General features: G+C 64.2%; 15 protein-coding genes. 9 read left to right on the top strand and 6 right to left on the bottom strand.

Features of this window, described 5'->3' with window-relative positions:
* Window positions 1–118 precede the first annotated feature (118 nt).
* The 4 genes from GJ698_RS17275 to GJ698_RS17260 all read left to right on the top strand — a co-directional run bounded on the left by GJ698_RS17275 (window position 119) and on the right by GJ698_RS17260 (window position 7,717).
* Entirely contained in the window at window positions 119–2,293 is a 2,175-nt protein-coding gene (locus GJ698_RS17275) for a cyanophycin synthetase (RefSeq protein WP_154359099.1), read from the top strand.
* Between the two features lie 27 nt (window positions 2,294–2,320).
* Complete coding sequence (gene cphA, locus GJ698_RS17270) at window positions 2,321–4,891, top strand: cyanophycin synthetase (protein WP_154359098.1); 2,571 nt, start codon at window positions 2,321–2,323, stop codon at window positions 4,889–4,891.
* A gap of 197 nt (window positions 4,892–5,088) precedes the next feature.
* A complete protein-coding gene (locus tag GJ698_RS17265; protein WP_154359097.1) occupies window positions 5,089–6,552 on the top strand; it encodes a catalase in 1,464 nt (487 codons plus the stop codon).
* A 43-nt stretch (window positions 6,553–6,595) separates the two neighbouring features.
* Window positions 6,596–7,717 (top strand): patatin-like phospholipase family protein, encoded by a 1,122-nt coding sequence (locus GJ698_RS17260; RefSeq protein WP_229260032.1) that lies wholly within the window; start codon window positions 6,596–6,598, stop codon window positions 7,715–7,717.
* Here GJ698_RS17260 and GJ698_RS17255 read toward each other — a convergent pair.
* Entirely contained in the window at window positions 7,706–9,277 is a 1,572-nt protein-coding gene (locus GJ698_RS17255; RefSeq protein ID WP_154359096.1) for a T6SS phospholipase effector Tle1-like catalytic domain-containing protein, read from the bottom strand. The genes GJ698_RS17260 and GJ698_RS17255 overlap by 12 nt on opposite strands.
* An 89-nt stretch (window positions 9,278–9,366) precedes the next feature.
* Here GJ698_RS17255 and scpC point away from each other — a divergent pair, with 89 nt between their 5' ends.
* Genes scpC through GJ698_RS17235 form a run of 4 tightly spaced genes read left to right on the top strand, consistent with a single transcriptional unit; the run spans window position 9,367 to window position 12,831 of the window.
* A complete protein-coding gene (gene scpC, locus GJ698_RS17250; protein WP_154359095.1) occupies window positions 9,367–10,863 on the top strand; it encodes a succinyl-CoA:acetate CoA-transferase ScpC in 1,497 nt (498 codons plus the stop codon).
* A 33-nt stretch (window positions 10,864–10,896) separates the two neighbouring features.
* Window positions 10,897–12,024 (top strand): M14 family metallopeptidase, encoded by a 1,128-nt coding sequence (locus GJ698_RS17245; RefSeq protein ID WP_154359094.1) that lies wholly within the window; start codon window positions 10,897–10,899, stop codon window positions 12,022–12,024.
* Window positions 12,025–12,026: 2 nt separating this feature from the next.
* Window positions 12,027–12,491, top strand: a complete 465-nt coding sequence (locus GJ698_RS17240) for a CYTH domain-containing protein (RefSeq protein ID WP_154359093.1) — start codon at window positions 12,027–12,029, stop codon at window positions 12,489–12,491.
* Between the two features lie 28 nt (window positions 12,492–12,519).
* Window positions 12,520–12,831, top strand: coding sequence for a hypothetical protein (locus tag GJ698_RS17235; protein WP_154359092.1), 312 nt, complete (start codon window positions 12,520–12,522; stop codon window positions 12,829–12,831).
* Between the two features lie 24 nt (window positions 12,832–12,855).
* Here the strand turns inward: GJ698_RS17235 and GJ698_RS17230 are convergent, their stop codons facing one another.
* Together GJ698_RS17230 and GJ698_RS17225 are read right to left on the bottom strand one after the other, a co-directional pair.
* Window positions 12,856–14,118, bottom strand: a complete 1,263-nt coding sequence (locus GJ698_RS17230) for a DUF2863 family protein (RefSeq protein ID WP_154359091.1) — start codon at window positions 14,116–14,118, stop codon at window positions 12,856–12,858.
* 69 nt (window positions 14,119–14,187) lie between these two features.
* On the bottom strand, window positions 14,188–15,051 hold the full coding sequence (locus GJ698_RS17225) for a LysR family transcriptional regulator (RefSeq protein WP_154359090.1): 864 nt from the start codon (window positions 15,049–15,051) through the stop codon (window positions 14,188–14,190).
* Between the two features lie 101 nt (window positions 15,052–15,152).
* Here GJ698_RS17225 and GJ698_RS17220 point away from each other — a divergent pair, with 101 nt between their 5' ends.
* Complete coding sequence (locus GJ698_RS17220) at window positions 15,153–16,919, top strand: M61 family metallopeptidase (RefSeq protein WP_166454891.1); 1,767 nt, start codon at window positions 15,153–15,155, stop codon at window positions 16,917–16,919.
* Window positions 16,920–16,964: 45 nt separating this feature from the next.
* Here the strand turns inward: GJ698_RS17220 and acnA are convergent, their stop codons facing one another.
* The 3 genes from acnA to GJ698_RS17205 all read right to left on the bottom strand — a co-directional run bounded on the left by acnA (window position 16,965) and on the right by GJ698_RS17205 (window position 21,256).
* A complete protein-coding gene (gene acnA / locus GJ698_RS17215; RefSeq protein ID WP_154359088.1) occupies window positions 16,965–19,673 on the bottom strand; it encodes an aconitate hydratase AcnA in 2,709 nt (902 codons plus the stop codon).
* A 66-nt stretch (window positions 19,674–19,739) separates the two neighbouring features.
* Window positions 19,740–20,252 carry a hypothetical protein gene (locus GJ698_RS17210; RefSeq protein ID WP_154359087.1) on the bottom strand — a complete coding sequence of 171 codons (513 nt, stop codon included), beginning with the start codon at window positions 20,250–20,252 and terminating at the stop codon, window positions 19,740–19,742.
* Window positions 20,252–21,256, bottom strand: a complete 1,005-nt coding sequence (locus GJ698_RS17205) for an HpcH/HpaI aldolase/citrate lyase family protein (protein WP_154359086.1) — start codon at window positions 21,254–21,256, stop codon at window positions 20,252–20,254. Before GJ698_RS17205 ends, GJ698_RS17210 begins: the two co-directional genes overlap by 1 nt.
* Window positions 21,257–21,326: the final 70 nt, after the last annotated feature.

Below are 21,326 nucleotides of genomic sequence, written 5' to 3'. Positions count from 1 at the left end.
TAAAATAGAATGTTTTGCGTTGACGGCAAGTATACCGTACAGCAGCAGGGCAAGGGTACAGGGTTTACAATACGGCGCGGGCTGGCTCAGCCGATAACAAAGTTACAAGAATCAATACATGACTAAGAAGAAAGACATTGAAGTTCTCCGCGTCACGCATTTGCGCGGACCCAACATCTGGACCTATCGCCCGGTCATCGAGGCGTGGCTGGATATCGGCGAGCTGGAGAACTTTCCATCGAATTTGTTGCCCGGATTGTATGAGCGCCTGACAGCCATCCTGCCAGGCCTGATCGTGCACCGTTGCGGCGTGGGCGAGCACGGCGGCTTCCTGGAGCGCCTGCGCGACGGCACTTATGCCGGCCACATCCTGGAACACGTGGTCCTGGAACTGCAAAACCTGGCCGGCATGAAAACCGGCTTCGGCAAGACCCGCGAAATCGGCGAGAACACCGGCCTGTACAAGATGGCCTTCCGCACCCGCCAGGAAGAAGTCGGCCGCGCCGCGCTGGCCGCCGGCCGCGACCTGCTGATGGCGATGATCGAAGACCGTCCGTACGACCTGGCCGCCACCGTCGCCAGCCTGACCGACCTGGTCGAGAGCCTGTGCCTGGGCCCGAGCACCGGCAACATCGTCGATGCCGCCGGCGTGCGCAAGATTCCATTCATCCGCCTGACCGACGGCAACCTGGTGCAGCTGGGCCACGGCGCCGCGCAGCGCCGCATCTGGACCGCTGAAACCGAGCACACCTCGGCCATCGCCGAAGGCATCGCCAGCGACAAGGATCTGACCAAGACGCTGATCTCGTCCTGCGGCGTGCCGGTGCCGGAAGGCCAGCTGGTCACCAGCGCCGCCGAGGCATGGGAAGCGGCCGAGGACATCGGCCTGCCGGTCGTGCTGAAACCATACGACGGCAACCATGGCCGCGGCGTCTCGCTCAACCTGTCCACCGAAGCCGATGTCGCCGCCGCGTATGAACTGGCCGCCAAGGAAGGCGACAGCAGCAGCGTGATCGTCGAACGCTTCATCGTCGGCGACGAACACCGCCTGCTGGTGGTGGGCCGCCGCGTGGTGGCTGCCGCCGCCGGCGAATCGCTGTGGGTCACCGGCGACGGCAAATCGACCGTGCTGGAACTCTGCAACACCCAGATCAACACCGATCCGCGCCGTGGCGAGACCGAGGAATTCCCACTGGGCCTGGTCAAGCCGGACGAATCGGGCGAGATCGTGCTGGAACTGAAGCGCCAGAACCTGACCCACGCGTCGGTGCCGGCCGAAGGCCAGAAAGTGCTGATCCAGCCGAACGGCAACGTCGCCATCGACGTCACCGACAAGGTGCACCCGCAGGTGGCCGCGATGGCTGCGCTGGCGGCGCGCGTGGTCGGCCTGGACATCGCCGGCATCGACCTGGTGTGCTCCGACATTTCGCGTCCGCTGGAAGAGCAGGGCGGCGCCATCATCGAAGTCAACGCCAGCCCTGGCTTGCTGGCGCACCTGAAGCCGGCCGTGGGCGAACCGCGCAACGTTGGCGAAGCGATCGTCGACCACCTGTTCGGCGACGCCACCGGCCGCATGCCGATCGTCGGCATCACCGGCAAGCACGGCACGACCATGACCGCGCGCCTGGTGGCCTGGCTGCTGCAAATCAGCGGCAAGAAAACCGGCCTGACCTGCGCCGACGGCCTGTTCGTCAACGGCCGCCTGCTGCCGCGCGACGGTTTCAGCGACTGGGAAACCGGCGAGCGCCTGCTGCTGAACAAAAACGTCGAAGCCGGTGTGTTTGAAAACGACGCGCGCATGATCCTGTCCGAAGGCCTGGCCTACGACAAGTGCACGGTCGGCGTGGTGACCGATGTCAGCGATTTCGCGTCGCTGAGCGAGTTCCACATCGACAGCGACAACAAGCTGTATAACGTGCTGCGCACCCAGGTCGACGTGGTGCTGCCAAGCGGCGCGGCGGTGCTCAACGCCGCCGATCCGCAAGTGGTGGAGATGGCCGACCTGTGCGACGGCGAAGTGATTTTCTATGGCGTGGACGAGCACCTGGCCGCCATCGCCGCGCACCGCCAGGACGGCAAGCGCGTGGTGTTCGAACGCAAGGACGGCGCCCGCAACAACATCGTCATGGCGATCGGCCACGAAGAAGTGGGCACGCTGCCGCTGTCGCCGCTGGTGCCGCCGGAAGCCGTGCTGGCCGCGATTGCCGCCGGCTGGGCGCTGGGCCTGACGCCGGACCTGATCGGCGCCGGCCTGCGTACCTGGGAAGCGTCGCCGAAACGCGTTCACCACTGATACATCATTGAGAGAATAAGAAGAGTTATGGAAGTCATACGCACCCGCGCCCTTCGCGGCCCGAACCTTTGGAGCCACCACACTGCGGTGGAAGTCATCGTCTCGTGCCCGCCGGAAGAGCAATCGATCGCGACGCTGCCGAACTTCGAGCAGCGCCTGCATGCGCGCTTCCCTGCCGTTGGCGCCCTGCATCCCACCGGCACCTCGGACGCCGTGCCGCTGGCGCGCGTGCTGGAAGTGGCGGCACTGAGCCTGCAGGCGCAAGCCGGCTGCCCGGTCACCTTCAGCCGCACCCACGCCACGCTGGAGCAGGGCATCTACCAGACCGTGGTGGAATACACCGAGGAAGCCGTCGGCCGCCGCGCCGTGGAACTGGCCGAAGCGCTGATCGTGTCGGTGCTGGCCGATACCGCCTTCGACCTGGAAGCCGCGCTGACCGAATTGCGCGACCTGGACGAAGACGTGCGCCTGGGCCCAAGCACCGGCGCCATCGTCAACGCCGCCGTGGTGCGCGACATTCCGTTCCGCCGCCTGACCGAAGGCTCGATGGTGATGTTCGGCTGGGGTTCGAAACAGCGCCGCATCCAGGCCGCTGAAATGGACACCACCGGCGCCATCGGCGAGACCATCGCCCAGGACAAGGAACTGACCAAGAAGCTGCTGCACGCCGCCGGCGTGCCGGTGCCTATCGGCCGCTCGGTGGAAGACGAAGCCGACGCCTGGAAGGCCGCGCAGGAAATCGGCCTGCCGGTGGTGGTCAAGCCGAAGGACGGCAACCAGGGCAAGGGCGTCACGGTCAACATCATGACCAAGGAGCACCTGGAAGCGGCCTTCCGCACCGCCAAGGAATTCCGCGACGACGTCATGGTCGAGCGCTACCTGCCGGGCCACGATTACCGCCTGCTCGTCATCGGCAACAAGCTGATTGCAGCCGCGCGCCGCGATCCGCCGCTGGTGATCGGCGACGGCACGCACACCGTGCGTGAACTGGTCGACATCGTCAACGCCGATCCGCGCCGCGGTTCGGGCCATTCGACCTCGCTGACCAAGATCCGTTTCGACGACATCGCCATCGCGCGCCTGGCGCTGCAAGATCTGAACGCGGACTCGGTGCCGGCCAAGGGCCAGCGTGTCATCCTGCGCAACAACGCCAACCTGTCGACCGGCGGCACCGCCACCGACGTCACCGACGACGTGCATCCGGAAGTGGCGGCGCGCGCGGTGGAAGCGGCGCAGATGATCGGCCTCGATCTGTGCGGCGTGGACGTGGTCTGCGACAACGTGCTGGAACCGATTGAGAATCAACGCGGCGGCGTGGTGGAAGTCAACGCCGCGCCGGGCCTGCGCATGCACATCGCGCCTTCGTTCGGCAAAGGCCGCGCGGTGGGCGAGGCCATCGTCAACACCATGTTTGCGCCGGGCGAGAACGGCCGCATTCCGGTGGTGGCGGTGACCGGCACCAACGGCAAGACCACCACCGTGCGCCTGATCGCGCACCTGCTAACCGCCAGCGGCCTGCGCACCGGCATGACCAACACCGACGGCGTCTACATCGAAGGCCGCCAGACCGACAGCGGCGACTGCAGCGGTCCGCGCAGCGCGCGCAACGTGCTGCTGCATCCGGACGTGGACGCGGCGGTGTTCGAGACCGCGCGCGGCGGCATCCTGCGCGAAGGCCTGGCCTTCGACCGCTGCCAGGTGGCGGTGGTGACCAACATCGGCATGGGCGACCACCTGGGCCTGAACTACATCACCACCGTGGAAGACCTGGCGGTGTTGAAGCGCGTGATCGTGCAGAACGTGTCGGAGAGCGGCTTCGCGGTGCTGAACGCGGTCGATCCTATCGTCGCCGGCATGGCGGCCAATTGCCGCGGCAAGGTGATCTTCTTCGGCGCCGACCGCTCGCATCCTGTCATCGCCACGCACCTGGCGCAGGGCTGCCGCACCGTGTACGTGGAAGATGGCCATATCGTCGCGGCCGAAGGCCGTGAGCAGAACCGCATTCCGCTGTCGGCCGTGCCGATCACCCGCAACGGCGCCATCGGCTTCCAGGTTGAGAACGTGATGGCGTCGGTGGCGGCGGCGTGGGGCGTGGGCATCAGCTGGGACGCGATCCGCCTGGGCCTGAAAACCTTCGCCAACGATTCCGACAATGCGCCGGGCCGCTTCAACGTGTTCGACTACAAGGGCGCGACGCTGATCGCCGACTACGGCCATAATCCGGACGCCATCCTGGCGCTGGTGAAGGCGGTGGAAACCATGCCGGCCAAGCGCCGCGTGGTGGTGATCTCGGGCGCCGGCGACCGCCGCGACCAGGACATCACGCAGCAGACCGAAATCCTCGGCCGCGCGTTTGACGATGTGCTGTTGTACGAGGATGCCTGCCAGCGTGGCCGCGTGGATGGTGAAGTGGTGGCGTTGCTGCGCTCCGGCTTGTCCGGCGCGCCGCGTACTTCGCATATCGAAGAAATCTACGGCGAGTTCAAGGCCATCGATACCGCCCTGGCGCGTTTGCAGGAAGGCGATCTTTGCCTGATCCTGATCGATCAGGTGGAAGACGCGCTGGCGCACATCGCCAAGCGCATCAAGGAAGCCTGAACCCGCACACCGCTGCGGCCAGGGTCTGTCCCCGCATGGGGACAGACCCTTTCGTTTTGGGGGAAGGGATGCTTGGCGAATCACCGGCCTTACCCCGTATTGCGAATATCTATCGAAGCTATAGATATTTATAGTTTTTATTTATGGATCGTCGTGGTTAGAATAGCTTCACGCTATCAACAACGAGGAGCCATAGTATGAGCCAGCCACCTATCACCACCGCGTCCGGCATTCCAGTCGCCGACAACCAGAACTCCGTCACCGCCGGCCCACGCGGCCCGGTGCTGCTGCAGGACTTCCACCTGATCGAGAAGCTGCAGCACTTTAACCGCGAACGTATCCCTGAGCGCGTGGTGCACGCCAAAGGCTCGGGCGCATATGGCACTTTCACCGTTACCCACGACATCACCCAATTCACCAAGGCCAAGCTGTTCAGCGAAGTCGGCAAGCAGACCGAGACCTTCCTGCGCTTCTCCACCGTCGGCGGCGAAAAGGGCAGCGCCGACACCGAACGCGATCCACGCGGCTTCGCCGTGCGCTTCTACACCGAAGAGGGCAACTGGGACCTGGTCGGCAACAACACGCCGGTGTTCTTCCTCAAGGACGGCATCAAGTTCCCGGACTTCATCCACACGCAGAAGCGCGACCCGCAGACCAACCTGAAATCGCCGACCATGATGTTCGACTTCTGGAGCAAGACGCCGGAAAGCCTGCACCAGGTCACCACGCTGTTCTCCAGCCGCGGCACGCCGGACGGCTACCGCCACATGCACGGCTTCGGCAGCCACACCTACAGCCTGATTAACGTCGACGGCGAACGTGTCTACGTCAAGTGGCACTTCCTGACGCAGCAGGGCATCAAGAACCTGTCCGCCGACGAAGCCGTGCGCATCGCCGGCACCGATCCGGACTACTCGCAGCGCGACCTGTTCAACGCCATCGCCAGCGGCGACTTCCCGCGCTGGGACGTCAAGGTGCAAGTCGCCACCGAGGCCGAGCTGGCCGCATGGGAAGCGCGCACCGGCTGGAATCCGTTCGATCTGACCAAGGTCTGGCCGCACAAGGACTTCCCGTTCCTGCCGGTGGGCGTGCTGGAGCTGAACCGCAATCCGGTCAACTACCACGCGGAAGTGGAGCAGGCGGCGCTGTCGCCATCGCACGTGGTGCCGGGCCTGGGCTACTCGCCGGACAAGATGCTGCAGGCGCGCCTGTTCGCCTACCACGACGCGCAGCTGTACCGCGTCGGCACCAACCACCAGCACCTGCCGGTGAACGCGCCGCGCTGCCCGTTCCACAACCAGCAGCGCGACGGTGGCATGGCGATCGCCAACGGCGGCGCGGCGCAGAACTACCAGCCGGTCGACGCCAGCGGCAGCAATCCGCAGGGCCTGGGCAATGGCGAACCGGCGCTGGCGCTGCAAGGCGCGGCGGCCCGCTACGATGCGCGCGGCACCGAGGATGACTACACCCAGGCAGGTGATCTGTTCCGCCTGATGCCGGCCGATGAGCAGCAAAACCTGTTCAACAACCTTGCCGGTCCCTTGAGCCAGGTCAGCGCCGAGATCATCGCGCGCCAGCTGGGCCACTTCGACCAGGCCGATCCGGCCTACGGCGCAGGCGTGCGCGCGGCATTGAAGGCACGCGGCGTGAACCTGGCGTAAATCGCTTACAATCTCCATGTTGCAGTGCATCGTGGAGATCGTTTTGAAGCGTAAGCCCGATAGTTTGCCTTCCTCCGCCTTGCCGGGCCAGGTTGTCCTGGTCCTGCAGGGCGGCGGCGCCTTGGGCGCCTACCAGCTCGGCGTGTACCAGGCCATGCACGAAGCCGGCATCGAACCGGATTGGGTGATCGGCACTTCCATCGGCGCCATCAACGGCGCCATCATCGCCGGCAATCCGCCGGAGCAGCGGCTGGACCGGCTGCGCGAATTCTGGCACCGCATGGAGCGCAATTCCTTCGGTTTTTCCACCATGCCGCGCGCCATCGCCAACGCCATCACGGTGGGGCAGGGCATTCCCGCCTTTTTCGAACCGAACCTGTCTTCGTGGTGGAACCCGGAGGCGCGGGTGGGCGTCGAGCATGCCTCCTTTTACCAGACCACGCCCTTGCGCAGCACGCTGGAGGCGCTGGTCGATTTCGACTATCTCAATCGCAAGCAGATGCGGCTGACCGTCGGCGCGGTGAATGCGCGCAGCGGCGCGATGCGTTACTTCGACAGCCGCGATGAGCAACTGTGCGTCGAGCACGTGATGGCGTCCGGTGCGCTGCCGCCGGCCTTTCCCGCCGTGCGCATCGACGGCCAGCCTTACTGGGACGGCGGCATTTATTCCAACACGCCGATCGAAGCGGTGCTCGACGACGAGCCGCGCCGCAGTTCGGTGATCTTCTCGGTGCAGGTGTGGAACCCGGACGGCAGCGAGCCGGAAAGCGTGCTCGATGTGCTGGACAAGCACAAGGAGATCCAGTACGCCAGCCGCGCCAGCAACATCGAGCAGCAGCGCCGGCTGCACCGGCTGCGCCACGTGATCCGCGAGATGAGCAAGCACCTGTCGGCGAAGGAAGCCGCCTTGCCCGAGGTACGCGAACTGGCCTCGTGGGGCTGCGGCACCGACATGCACGTGGTGTCGCTGCGCGCGCCGCGCATCGGCAACGAGGACCATACCAAGGACATCGACTTCAGCGCGGCCGGCATCCGCGCCCGCTGGCAGGCCGGCTATGACGATACGCAGCGCTTCATCGCGCTGCGTCCGTGGGACGCGCCGATCGATCCCATCGAGGGCATCGCGATCCACGAGCTGCCCGCCGATGCGGCGTCAAATCCCTGACTCGTCCAGCTCCCTGACCTTGAAGGTGCCGGCCTCAATGATGAAGGAGCGCATTTTGCCCCGCAGTTCGCCATTGGCGTTGACGCCGCAGCTGCGTTCGTGAGACGTCTGCCTTGCGCCCGCGCGGTGTTGCGGGAACGATGCCACGATGACGTCGTTGACGAAGACGATGGTCTCCTCTTCATCCTCGTGCGTCAGGAAGCTGTACGACAGGACTGCCGCCTGGTTTTCCGGCAACCGGTCCCAGATCTGGCTGTTCAGCAGCAGGGTGCTGCCCCCTTCCTGGTAGGGCGGCAGGAAGTTATAGCGCAGCAGGCGCACACCGTCCTTGTCGCTGAAGCTGAACGACGCGCTGTCGATATATTCCCGCTGGTTCCAGTCCAGCACTGACAGCTTGCCGCCTTCGCGTCGCACCACCAGGTTCAGCGGCACCAGCTGCTGCGAATAGCTTTGCATATTGACGCCGCGCTCGGCGTTGGCGAGCGACATCGCGATGAGCCTGCTGTCGATTTCACCGCTGCGTTCCATGGACGGATTGGGATACTGCTTGCTAATCATTTGCCGTTCCGTGAAGCCGCTGGAATTGGGGGGCGCGACACCGGTAACCCGCTCCAGCAAGCCGCGCGAGTCATGCTTCCCCGCGAGCAAGGCTTCGTCGGTGCCGTCCCAGCAATTCTGGCGTATCAGTCCCATTTGATACAGCAGCTGCTCGGTGAGCTGTTGATACAGCATGCCGATCCCCTTGCCATACGCGCGCCCGACATCGGAATGCGAGCCTGGCAGCACAATCCGGTTGACGCGCGGTGGCGCGATGGGGCCGCCAAGGTGATACACGCGGGTCGTGATGTCGGGCTCTTCGTCGATGACCGGTTTGAACAGATAGCGCGACTCGTCGCGCGCGACGAAGTGCACCATGTAATCCACCGAGGTGGGCAGGGTGAGATCCAGCTTGTCGAGCTGGCCGGTCGAAACGGTGTCAAAAAGAATCGCGTAGAAATAGACCTTATGCCGCAGTTGCGCGTCCTGGTCGGCCGCCGCCGTGAGCAGGTTCATGAAGTGCCGGGCGATTGCCGCGCCACGGCTGAAGCCCGTCACGACAATGCGGATTTCTCCGTCGGGATGCAAGGACATCCATTGCCGGGACTGGGCCAGGGCCTGTTCGCTGGCCAGCTGCGCAATGTCGGCGCTGCTATAACCGAACATGCCATCGAGCAGATTGCGGTAATGCGGATTCTGCATTCCCGGCCCCGGAAAATATTGTCCGCCCAGCCTGGTCATCATGTCGGCAACGATGGTCGGCTTTTCATCGGAGGGAATTCTTTCCCGGTCGTTCATGGTGCCATCAAAGCCGATGATCAATTGATGCACCGGACGGCCGTCGACAGGATGGCGGATGAACGGCACGTCGGATTGAACCGTTGCAAAGGCGTGCTGGATCAGTTCCCTGTCGTTGGCGCTGATGGGGACTGCCTTGCTGCCGGAGACCAGCGCGCAGCCGTTCAGCAAGGCTGTCAGCAACAGTAGGGAAAAACATTTGTAGAGTATTTCAATTTTTATCATGAGAAAAACGAATGGAAAATGGGAATTTAATTCATAGGATGACAGTTTTTCTGATTCTATACTGAAACAAAAGAATGAGGAGAACGACCATGTATGAAGACCGCATCCGCCGTCCGGCACTGATGAACAAGCTGATGAGCGCCGACCAGGCCGCCCTGTTATTCAAGGACGGCATGACTGTCGGCATGAGCGGCTTTACCCGCGCCGGCGACGCCAAGGCGCTGCCCGCCGCGCTGGTGGAACGCGCGCGCCAGGGCACGCCGCTGCAACTGACCCTGCTGACCGGCGCCTCGCTCGGCAACGAGAGCGACGGCCTGATGGCCAACGCCGGCGTGGTGGCGCGCCGCATGCCGTTCCAGGCCGACGCCGCGCTGCGCCGCAAGATCAATTCCGGCGAGGTGATGTTCATCGACCAGCATTTGTCGGAGACCGCCGAGCAGCTGCGCTCCGGCGACCTGAAGGCGGTCGATATCGCCGTGATCGAGGCGGTGGCGATTACCGCAGATGGCGGCATCATTCCCACCATGTCGGTCGGGAACAGCGCCAGTTTCGTGCAGCAGGCCCACAAGGTGATCGTCGAGATCAACCTCAGCGCGCCGCTGGCGCTGGAAGGCTTCCACGATATCTATGTGCCGGCCGCGCGCCCGCATCGCGAGCCGATTCCCCTGCTGACGCCAGCGCAGCGCATCGGCCAGCCGACCATCCGCCTGCACCCGGACCGCATCGCCGCCATCGTCATCACCGACAGCCCGGACAGCCCGTCCAACGCGCTGCCGCCGGACGACGAGACCGACGCCATCGCGCGCCACGTCATCACCTTCCTCGAAGGCGAGGTGAAAGCAGGGCGCATGGATACCTCGCTGCTGCCGCTGCAGGCCGGCATCGGCACCATCGCCAACGCGGTGCTGCATGGGCTGGTCGATTCGCCGTTCCGCAACATGACCATGTTCTCCGAGGTGCTGCAGGACAGCGCGATCGAGCTGCTCGATTCCGGCCACCTGGCGATGGCGTCGGCGTCGTCGATCACGCTGTCGGCGGCCATGCACCAGAAATTCCTCGACAATATCGAGCAGTACCGCGAACGCATCGTGCTGCGGCCGCAGGAGATCAGCAACCATCCGGAGATCGTGCGCCGCCTCGGCATCATCGCGCTGAACACGGCGCTGGAGTTCGACATCTACGGCAACGTCAATTCGACCCACGTCGGCGGCACGCACATGATGAACGGCATCGGCGGCTCGGGCGACTTCGCGCGCAACGGCCAGCTGTCGGTCTTCGTCAGCAAGTCGGTGGCCAAGGACGGCGCGATTTCCAGCGTGGTGCCGTTTGCGGCCCACGTCGACCACACCGAGCACGACGTCGATGTGCTGGTGACGGAATGGGGCCTGGCCGACCTGCGGGGCCTGGCGCCGCGCGAACGCGCGCCGCGCATCATCGAGAACTGCGCCCACCCGGACTACCGTCCGCAGCTGCGCGCCTATTTCGAGGAAGCGCTGCTCGGTGGCGGCCAGACCCCGCATGTTCTGGAGAAGGCCTTGTCTTGGCACGCCCGCTATAAACGCGAAGGGAGCATGCTGGTAAAATAATGGGCATTCGCGTTCACTTAGTATTGGATCAACATGACCATTAAAATCAGCCAGAACTTCGATTCGGGCGCCATTGAAGTGCTGCGCGCCGACAGCGCCGCCACCATCGAACTGAATCTGCGCAAGGATTCGCACGCCGACATTCATCAATGGTTCCACTTCCGCGTGCAGGGCGCGCGCGGCCAGAAGCTGACCATGCGCTTCCTGAACGCCGGCCAGGCCACCTACGCCAAGGGTTACGAGAACTACCAGGCGGTGGCCAGCTACGACAGCGAAAACTGGTTCCGCGTGCCGACCCGTTTCGATGGCGCGGTCATGACCATCGACCATACGCCGGACACCGACAGCATCTACTACGCTTACTTCGAGCCGTATTCGTTCGAGCGCCATCTGCGCCTGCTGGGCGAAGTGGGCGAGCATCCGCTGGCCCGCGTGCATGACCTGGGCAGCACGGTCGATGGCCGCGACATGAACGTGGTCGTCATCGGCAAGCCGGAAGCGGAAAAGAAAATCTGGTTCATCGCGCGCCAGCACCCGGGCGAGTCGATGGCCGAGTGGTTCATCGAAGGCCTGATCGATTCGCTGCTGGACGACGCCAATCCGATCGCCCGCAAGCTGCTGCAGCGCTGCGTGTTCTACATCGTGCCGAACATGAATCCGGACGGTTCGGTGCGCGGCAACCTGCGCACCAACGCGGCCGGCGCCAACCTGAATCGCGAGTGGATGACGCCTTCGGTCGAACGCAGCCCGGAAGTGCTGTATGTGAAGCAGAAGATGCACGAAACCGGCATCGACATGTTCTTCGACATTCACGGCGACGAGGCGCTGCCGTACAACTTCGTGGCCGGTAACGAGATGCTGGAGAACTTCAGCGACGAGCGCCGCGCCAAGCAGCAGGCCTTCATCGACCGCTACAAGAATGCCTCGCCGGACTTCCAGGACAAGGTAGGCTATGCGGCCAGCAAGTACAAGGAAGACATGCTGACGCTGGCCTCCAAGTACGTCGGCCACCACTTCGGCTGCCTGGCGCTGACGCTGGAAATGCCGTTCAAGGACAATGCCGATCTGCCTGATCCGCACGTGGGCTGGAACGGTGCGCGCAGCGCTGCCTTGGGCGCGGCGATCCTGCAGCCTATCCTGCTGTCGCTGAACGATTACTGATCATGGGCGTTGAGATCGAGCGCAAGTTCCTGCTGCGCGGCGATGGCTGGATGAGCCTTGGCGAGCCGGTGTTTTTTCGCCAGGGTTATCTGTCGTCGCACAAGGAGCGTGTGGTGCGTGTGCGCATCGAGGGCGAGCGGGCGGTGATGACGATCAAGGGTGCCAACAAAGGCGCCACGCGTGGCGAATGGGAGTACGAGATTCCTGTCGCCGACGCGGTGCAGCTGCTCGATGGTTTGTGCGAGCAGCCGCTGATCGAGAAGTATCGCCGCCGCATTACTTTTGCCGGCAATGTGTGGGAAGTGGATGAGTTCCTCGGCGCGAACGCCGGGCTGGTGGTGGCGGAGATTGAATTGCAGTCGGAAGACCAGCAGTTCGACAAGCCGGACTGGATCGGCGAGGAAGTCACCGACGATCTGCGCTACCTCAACTCGAACTTGATTAAAAAGCCGTTCTCCACTTGGTAGGCCGTTCGTTTTGTCCTAAGCTACAGGGATGGACAGCGAGGTTTCAGCGCTCAAGGCGCATATAGACGCGATCGTGCCGGCGCTAGCGACGAAGGCCGACATTGAGATTCTGCGTGCCGAAATGCACAAAATGTCGGCGGAGGGTTATCGCTGGATGGTGGCGTCGATGATCGGCATGTTTCTCGGCTTTGGCGGGCTGTACTTTGCGGCAAACAATGCAACAAGGCCGCAACAGCCGTCGGCCCCGGTTGTCGTGCAAGCACCGCAGACGCAGCCCATACAGCCGGCGCAAACCACACAGCCGATCGTGATTTATCTGACGCCGCCGGCGTCCAAATAAAAAGCCCCGCGAGGGGCTTTTGTTTTAATGGAAGTGCTCGGTGCCGCTTGGTGCGTCCTCGGGCATTTCGGCGTGGGCCAGCTCGCCCTGCGGATCGGCGAAAAGCGGCGCGCCACAGTCGTCGCAGAACTCGACCACGTAACGCTCGTTGTGCTTCTTGATCTGCGTGACGCCCGCCTGGTTCAGGTGCGAGATGATGTCTTCCACCGGCGTCATCGGCTTCTGCTGCAGGTTGCCTGCGCTTGGCCCTTCCGGCGGCGTGCCTTCCTCATCTTCCTGGCCGTACAGCGGCCACACTACACCGTAGATCACATCCGACGACGAACGCTGCGTGAAGGCGACGCGGTACTCGTCCACCTGGCCGTCGGCGTTCTCCTCGCCGAAGCCGGCGATCACCGCGCGCAGTTCCGACGCTTCCACATCCAGTGTGTGCGTCAGATAGTGCACGGCGGCGCGGATCGACACCGGGCGTATCAGCTTGTCCGCCTCGCGGCAGGCCATGTAATAGGCTTCCGGCAGCAGCAGTTCGACGCCGCAGCCCGGCAGCAGGCGGTTGACGGTCGGCGTGACCTGCGCGCGCCATTGCTCCAGCGCGGCGCTGCGTTCGGCGGCAAAGCTGGACTGGAATTCCGGCATCTGCCAGCGGAACAGCGGCGCGCCGGTCGGCGCCACCACGGCCGCCAGCAGATAGCGCGTATCGGCCAGGAACGGCGCGGTTTCCGGCACCTTGGTGTCGGCCTTCAGCAGGCTGCCCTTGACGGCGGCTTGCGCCAGCTTGTGGACTTTGCCGTAGGTCTCGGCGTGGCTGCGCGGCAACTGGTCGATCGAGAACAGCGTCGGCGAGATCGCCACCTGCGTGCCGTCGGCCAGCATGTGGGCCGAGAAGTGCGCCGACAGCGTCTGCAGGATGTCGGACGGGATCGGGCCGGAGGCGATCGCAAAGCGGGTCCAGGCCAGGATGGGCGCGGCCACCAGCAGCACGTCGAACGACTTGCTGACGCCGTCGGCCGTCTCGATGGTGAAGGTGCTCGACTCGCTCACCGCTTCCACACCATCCATCAGGATGTCGTAGGCGTTCAGATCTTCCTTGAACAGCGCGTTGAGGGTGGCGTCGATGGTTTCCTGGTGACCGGTTTTCAGCAGTTTCTGGAGCTGCGCATCGAGAGAGTGCTCCCAGGCCCGCTCTTCGATACGGCTGGCCGCTTGCCCGACAGCCTGGGCGTAGGTGGCGAGGCGCTGGCTCTCGGCAGACAATTTTTGGGATGAAGCTTTAGATGGACGACGCATAGCGCAATAAGAGTCTCAGGTAAAAGTAAAAAAACGGATCAGTCAGGCAGATCATAACCCTTATGAACCCTATTGTAGTTGATTCGCGCGCTTGGCATACATCTCACGCAGACAGGCCGTCATCGCCAGGGTGGCGGGGGCGTCGCCGGCCAGCAGCGTGATGGCGTACGGCGGCAGCGGCGGCAGGCCGCTGTCCGGGCCGAGGATGTCCAGTGTGGCCGGCACGGTGGACGCCAGCCAGGCGCTGACCGCCAGATCCGCCTGGACAGTGGCGGTGGTGGCCTCCATGCTGGCGTAGTCGATCACGGTGCGCGCGGCGATGCCAGCCTGGCGCAGGGCGGCGTCCACCGGCTGGCGGAACACGCAGGTGTCCGATACCAGGCACACCGGCAGCGGCCGCCGGCGCCAGGCCTGGCCTCCCGCCGCGCCCACCCACACCGGCTGTTCCAGCGACAGCCGCCCGTCGCTGCTGGCGCTGGCCGGCTCTTCGACCAGCGCCAGATCGACCTTGCGCGCTTCCCACGCGCGCCGCAGCTCGTAGGAGGAGCCGGGCACCAGCGTGACATCGACGTCCGGATGGCGTCGCGCGAAGTCGTGCAGCATCGGCGGCAGATGCGTGCCCACCAGGTCGTGCGGCACGCCCAGCCGCACGCGGCCCGACAGCGCCGGTACATCCAGCGCGGCGAGGATGTTGTCATTGAGGTCGACCAGTTGGCGCGCGCTGGCCAGCAGCCGCTCGCCGGCCGGCGTTAGGCGCGCGCCGAGCTGGTCGCGTTCCATCAACAGCAGGCTGGTGGCTGTTTCCAGTCGCTTGATGCGCTGGCTGACGGCGCCCTGCGTCATGTGCAGGCGGCTGGCGGCGATGGTCATGCTGCCGCAGTCGGCCACCGCGATCAGGGTGCGCAACAGGCCGACGTCGAGGTTCCTGGACATGATGGTATTAGCGTTGTTAATGGCATGCATTATACATATTCGATATGCACCGCTCACGCGCCGGCCTAAGCTGCCCGGATCTTCACTCTTGGAAAGTCGATATGTTCGATCCCGTCGGTTTGGCCGCCATTACCATGATGGTGGATCTGCGCGATGCGCCGCACAAGCTGTATCACGCCGTCGAGCTGATTCCCGTCGCGCCGGGACCGCTGACGCTGGCCTATCCGCAGTGGCTGCCCAGCGAGCATGCGCCGGGGCCGGTGGAGAACCATGTCGGGCTGACCATCAGCGGAGACGGGCAGGCAATACCGTGGACGCGCGATCCTTACGATGCCTACCTCTATCACCTGACAGTGCCCCAAGGCGTGAGCGCGATCCGCATCCAGTCCGACTTCATCACCACCGACAGTGGTAGCGCGCGCGGCGGCGTGGCCAGCGCCGATCTGGCGGCGCTGAGCTGGAACAGCATGCTGCTGTATCCCTACACCGGTCCGCAGACGCAGGCCGGCGCCATCATGGTCAAGCCCGGCGTGACGCTGCCGGCGGGCTGGCGCTATGCCACCTCGCTGCCGCAGGAGGATGGCGTGTTCAAGCCGGTATCGCTGGAACAGCTGGTCGATTCACCGCTGATTGCTGGTCGCAATTTCCGCGAAGTCGAAGTTGCGCCGCATCACTATCTGGACATGGTGGCAGACACTCCGGAAGACCTGGCGGTCAGCGATGCGCAGATCGGCCAATTGCGGCAGCTGGTGGGGCAATCCGGCTATCTGTTTCGCAGCCGGCATTACGGTGATTTCCGTTTCCTCATGACGCTGTCGGACAAGGTCAGCGGGCTGGCGGTCGATCATCACGAGTCGCTGGATAGCCGCCGCCCGGCGAAATTCATGGTCGATGCCGACATGCGCGCGTTGTACGGCAATTTCCTGCCGCACGATTTCGTCCACAGCTGGAACGGCAAGTACCGGCGGCCGGCAGGGCTGACCGCGCCCAACTTCCAGCAGGCCGTCGACACCAGCGGCTTGTGGGTATACGAAGGGCTGACTGACTATCTGGGCGGCGTGCTGACCGCGCGCGCCGGAATCTGGACGCGGGAGCAGTACCTGGCCTCGCTGGCCGAAACCGCGGCACGCTACAGCCATCGACCGGGCCGTGCGTGGCGCGACCTGCAGGACACCGCGACCATGGCGATGACCTTGTGGCAGAAGGGCGACGGCGCCTACGGCAGCCTGCGCCGCGACGGCTTCGATTTCTATGGCGAAGGCGCGCTGGTGTGGCTGGACGTGGACGTCACCATCCGCCAGCTGACCGCCGGCCACAAGTCGCTGGACGACTTTGTCGCGCTGTTCCACGGCGCCGGCGGCGATACGTCAGCCAAGGTGCTGCCATACAGCTTCGACGATCTGGTGGCAGCGCTGAACACCGTGGCGCCGCACGACTGGCGCGGCTTCCTGCAAACTCGTCTGCACGCGCTGGGGCCGGACGCGCCGCTGGGCGGCGTCACGGGCGGCGGCTACCGGCTGGTGTACCGCCCCACCTCCGCGCGCAAGGCCTCCGGGCTGCTGTATTCGCTCGGCATGGAAGTAGGGCAGGGCGGCGTGGTGGCCGACCTGCTGCCAGACAGCGCCGCCTGGCGCGCAGGCCTCGCGCCAGGCATGAAGATCGATCAGGTCAATGGCGTGGCCTACACCACAGCCGCGCTGCGCCAGGCGATACGCGACGCGCAGCGCACCACAACGCCGGTCGCACTGACGGTCGCCGGCGCCGCCATGACGCTGGACTACCACGACGGCGAACGCTTCCCCGTCCTGGAGCGCATCCCCGGCTCGCCCGACTTGCTGGGCGATATCCTCAAACCACGCAACCAATAAAAAACGCCGGGCGAACCCGGCGTTTTTTTACTCAGCGCTTAGAGATCAAGCAGCCAGCAGTTGACGCAGAACGAACGGCAGGATGCCGCCGTGCTTGTAGTAGTCCACTTCGATCGGGGTATCGATACGCAGCAGCACGGTCACTTCCTGGCTGGTGCCGTCGGCACGGTGGATCACCAGGGTGGCCAGCTGTTGCGGCTTGATTTCGCCGTCCAGGCCTTTCAGGTCGTAGGTCTCTTTGCCGGTGATGCCCAGCGTTTCGACCGAGTCGGTGCCGATGAATTGCAGCGGCAGCACGCCCATGCCCACCAGGTTCGAGCGGTGGATACGTTCGAACGAACGCACGATCACAGCCTTCACGCCCAGCAGCTGGGTGCCTTTCGCAGCCCAGTCACGCGACGAGCCGGTGCCGTACTCTTCGCCGCCGAACACCATGGTCGGGGTGCCGGCCGCCACGTATTTCATGGCCGCGTCGTAGATCGACAGCTGTTCGCCCGATGGCTGGTGAATGGTGATGCCGCCTTCGACTGCGGAACCGTCGGCTTTCGGCGGGATCATCTTGTTCTTGATACGCACGTTGGCGAAGGTGCCGCGCATCATGATCTCGTGGTTGCCGCGGCGCGAGCCGTAGGAGTTGAAGTCGGCTTTCAGCACGCCGTTGGCCAGCAGCCATTTACCGGCTGGACCGTCTTCCTTGATCGAGCCGGCCGGCGAGATGTGGTCGGTGGTGATCGAGTCGCCAAACACGCCCAGCGCGCGCGCGCCGGAGATGTTCGGGTTGGTCTCTTTCGGGGTCATCTCGAAGCCGTCGAAGAACGGTGGTTCGGCGATGTAGGTCGACGCCGGCCAGTTGTACACCTGGCCTTCGGTGGTCGACACGTGTTCCCACAGCTTGCCTGGATTGCCCTTGACGTCGGCGTAGTTCGATTTGAACACTTTCGAGTTCATCGCGAACTTCATCAGCTTGGCGATCTCTTTCGAGGTCGGCCAGATGTCGCCCAGGTACACGTCCTTGCCGTTCTTGCCCTTGCCGACTGGCTGGGTCATCAGGTCGACGGTCATGTTGCCGGCGATGGCGTAGGCCACCACCAGCGGTGGCGAGGCCAGGAAGTTGGAACGGATGTTCGGGTGAATCCGCGCTTCGAAGTTACGGTTACCGGACAGCACGGCCGAAGCGACGATGTCGTTCGAGGTGATGGCGGCGTTCAGTTCCGGGGTCAGGTCGCCGGCGTTACCGATGCAGGTGGTGCAGCCGTAAGCGGTGACGCCGAAGCCCAGTTGCTCCAGGTAAGGCAGCAGGCCGGCGGCGGTCAGGTACTCGGTGACCACGCGGGAGCCAGGCGCCAGCGACGATTTGATGTGCGGCGCGACGGTCAGGCCGGCTTCCACGGCTTTCTTGGCCAGCAGGCCGGCGGCCAGCAGCACGCTCGGGTTCGAGGTGTTGGTGCACGAGGTGATCGCAGCGATCAGCACGTCGCCGTTTTTCACGTTCACGCCGTTGGTGGTGGTGTAGGTCTGGTTCAGGTCTTCCGGCTTTTTGTTGAAGCCGTTTTCCGAGGTCGGTTTCGAGAACAGTTCGGTGAAGTTGTTTTTCACGTTGCCGATTTCGATACGGTCCTGTGGACGCTTAGGACCGGCCAGCGATGGGGTCACGGTCGACAGGTCCAGTTCCAGCACGCGGGTGAAGTCGATGTCGCCGGCTTTCGGGATGCCGTACATGCCTTGCGCCTTGAAGTAGGCGGCAAAGGCGTCGATTTCCGCCTTGGTGCGGCCGGTGCCTTCGAAGTATTCGATGGTGGCGTCGTCGACCGGGAAGAAGCCCATGGTGGCGCCGTATTCCGGCGCCATGTTGGCGATGGTGGCGCGGTCGGTGACCGACAGGGTCTCGGTGCCTTCGCCGAAGAACTCGACGAACTTGCCCACGACCTTGGCTTTACGCAGCATTTCGGTGATGGTCAGCACCAGGTCGGTCGCGGTGCAGCCTTCGCGCAGCACGCCGGTCAGGTTGACGCCGATCACGTCCGGGGTCAGGAAGTAGACTGGCTGGCCCAGCATGCCGGCTTCCGCCTCGATGCCGCCCACGCCCCAGCCGACCACGCCGATGCCGTTGATCATGGTGGTGTGCGAGTCGGTGCCGACCAGCGAGTCAGGGTAGTAGACGCCGTTGCTGTCCTTGTGGACGCCGCGCGCCAGATATTCCAGGTTGACCTGGTGGACGATGCCGAAGCCTGGCGGCACCACGCCGAAGGTGTCGAAGGCTTGCATGCCCCATTTCATGAACTGGTAGCGCTCGTTGTTGCGCGAGAATTCCAGCTTCATGTTCAGGTCCAGCGCTTTCGGCTCGCGGAAGTGGTCGATGGTGACCGAGTGGTCGACCACCAGGTCGACCGGCACCAGCGGCTCGATCTTCTTGGCGTTGACGCCCATCTTGTAGGCGACGTTGCGCATCGCGGCCAGGTCGGCCAGCAGCGGCACGCCGGTGAAGTCCTGCAGCACCACGCGGGCGACGACGAACGGGATCTCGTCGGTGCGGTCGGCGGTTGGCGCCCAGCTGGCGACCTGCTTGACGTGTTCTTCGGTGACTTTCTTGCCGTCGACGTTACGCAGGACGGATTCCAGCACCACGCGGATCGATACCGGCAGGCGGGAGATTTTGGCGCCCAGGCTCTTTTCCAGTGCAGGCAGCGAGTAGAACTTCGCCTTCTTGCCCGAAATGTTGAATTCCTTAAGCGTGTTCAGAGTGTTGCGTGACATGACCTCTCCTTCGTGATGGGTATCGTCTATTATTAAAGTGAAACGTGGTGCTGGTTTTGGAACAGTTTATTGAATCGAGATCTTGGCGCCGGTCGGTTCGCTGGTGGCGGTGGTGACCGGCTTTTGCTGCTCGGCGTTGCGGCATTCGTTGGCCAGCTGGCGGTTCTGCTTGGAGTCCAGCAGCATGCCCTTGGCCGGAATGCCGATCCAGATCAGGCCGTACATCTTGTTTTCAAAGCGGTTGGCGCCGGTGGTGGTGCCGACGCGGGTCAGGCGGTGCAGGCGCTTCTTCCAGCGCAGCGCGATGTGTTGGTCGTCGCCGGCGTTCTGGTAGATCGAGATCTTGTTGCCCAGTTCGCAGTCGAAGTCGGTGACGGCCGAGTCGGTGACGACCGGCTCGTCCTCTTCCTCGTTCGGCGCTTTCGGCTCGGCCGGCTTGGCGGCTTTCTTGGTGCTTTTGGCGGCGGCCTTCTTCACGGTTTTCTTGGCTGGCACATCGCCTTCGGCGTGGGCGCCGGCGGCCAGGGTCAGGGAGGCCAGCGCGAGGCTGCAGGCCATGAGTAATTTGGAGATGGACATCAGTGTGCTTCCTGTGGGAGATCGGTTGGGGAGCCGTTGAACAGCGGGGCCACGGATTCCGGCAGACTCAGGCCGGCCAGTTTGGCGCGCTGTAAAACGGTCCAATAATATCGGTAGCTCGCGCGGTCGTGCAAGCGGCCATTCTGGGCGATCGGCCCCCATTGCACGGCTGCGGCTTCGTGCAGGATGGCGGCCGCCTCGCTCACTTCGGACAGGCGCGGCGTAAACGTCTTGATGATCGGCTTGATCTGGTTCGGGTGGATGCTCCACATGCGCGTGTAGCCGAATTCGGCGGCGGCGCGCTGGGCATCGTTGGCGGCCAGCGCCGTATCCTTGATTTCTGTGGTCACGTTGTGCGACGGCACCTTGCCGTGCGCGTGGCAGGCGGCGGCGATTTCCAGCTTGGCGCGGGTCACCAGCGGGTGCGTGAACTGGCCCGGCGTGCGCATCGCAGCGCCGGGAATCGCACCGTAGTGGGCCGAGACGAAGTCCATGATGCCGAACGACAGGCACTGCACCTGGGGCAGGGCGGCGATGGCGTAGGCGTCGCGCAGCGCGCCGTGGGTTTCGATCAGCACGTGCACCGGCAGGTCCTTGCGGCCGGCCTTGGCGGCGTGGGTGGTGATCAGCTTGATGGCGCGCGCCACCTCGTCGACGCTGTTCACCTTCGGCAGCACCAGGTAGGCCAGGCGCTGGGCGGCGGCGCAGATGATCTCGACGTCGCTGGCGAAGAACGGGCTGTGCACGTCGTGCACGCGGGCGCCGATGCGGTTGAACTGGTTGGCGTCGGAATTGAGCAGCTCGACCACCAGGCGCGCGTGCGCCTGTTCGTTGCCGGCGCTGGCGCCGTCTTCGCAATCGAGGGTGATGTCGAACAGCGGGCCAAGTTCTTGTTGCAAGGCGATCGATTTACGCATCAGCTTTTCGGAGCCGGCGTAGTGGTCGCACGCTGGCAGGAGCAGCGGCTGGCGATTACCCTGGAATAAAACCTCGGATGGATGCATGCAAACAGAATCAGGAGGAACGGGAGCCGCGCTGCTCTCGGCAGCGCGGCGGGTGCGGCGGATCGGTGGT

It is taken from the genome of Duganella aquatilis (assembly GCF_009674565.1).
Classification (GTDB): Bacteria; Pseudomonadota; Gammaproteobacteria; order Burkholderiales; family Burkholderiaceae_D; genus Rugamonas; species Rugamonas aquatilis.
This window is presented reverse-complemented; position numbering and strand designations above follow the sequence as displayed.

Excerpts from the sequence above, each read along its gene's own strand:
- GJ698_RS17275 (WP_154359099.1), top strand. The coding sequence starts at position 119 with ATGACTAAGAAGAAAGACATTGAAGTTCTCCGCGTCACGCATTTGCGC.
- cphA (WP_154359098.1), top strand. The coding sequence starts at position 2,321 with ATGGAAGTCATACGCACCCGCGCCCTTCGCGGCCCGAACCTTTGGAGC.
- GJ698_RS17265 (WP_154359097.1), top strand. The coding sequence starts at position 5,089 with ATGAGCCAGCCACCTATCACCACCGCGTCCGGCATTCCAGTCGCCGAC.
- GJ698_RS17255 (WP_154359096.1), bottom strand. The coding sequence starts at position 9,277 with ATGATAAAAATTGAAATACTCTACAAATGTTTTTCCCTACTGTTGCTG.
- scpC (WP_154359095.1), top strand. The coding sequence starts at position 9,367 with ATGTATGAAGACCGCATCCGCCGTCCGGCACTGATGAACAAGCTGATG.
- GJ698_RS17245 (WP_154359094.1), top strand. The coding sequence starts at position 10,897 with ATGACCATTAAAATCAGCCAGAACTTCGATTCGGGCGCCATTGAAGTG.
- GJ698_RS17240 (WP_154359093.1), top strand. The coding sequence starts at position 12,027 with ATGGGCGTTGAGATCGAGCGCAAGTTCCTGCTGCGCGGCGATGGCTGG.
- GJ698_RS17235 (WP_154359092.1), top strand. The coding sequence starts at position 12,520 with ATGGACAGCGAGGTTTCAGCGCTCAAGGCGCATATAGACGCGATCGTG.
- GJ698_RS17230 (WP_154359091.1), bottom strand. The coding sequence starts at position 14,118 with ATGCGTCGTCCATCTAAAGCTTCATCCCAAAAATTGTCTGCCGAGAGC.
- GJ698_RS17225 (WP_154359090.1), bottom strand. The coding sequence starts at position 15,051 with ATGTCCAGGAACCTCGACGTCGGCCTGTTGCGCACCCTGATCGCGGTG.
- GJ698_RS17220 (WP_166454891.1), top strand. The coding sequence starts at position 15,153 with ATGTTCGATCCCGTCGGTTTGGCCGCCATTACCATGATGGTGGATCTG.
- acnA (WP_154359088.1), bottom strand. The coding sequence starts at position 19,673 with ATGTCACGCAACACTCTGAACACGCTTAAGGAATTCAACATTTCGGGC.
- GJ698_RS17210 (WP_154359087.1), bottom strand. The coding sequence starts at position 20,252 with ATGTCCATCTCCAAATTACTCATGGCCTGCAGCCTCGCGCTGGCCTCC.
- GJ698_RS17205 (WP_154359086.1), bottom strand. The coding sequence starts at position 21,256 with ATGCATCCATCCGAGGTTTTATTCCAGGGTAATCGCCAGCCGCTGCTC.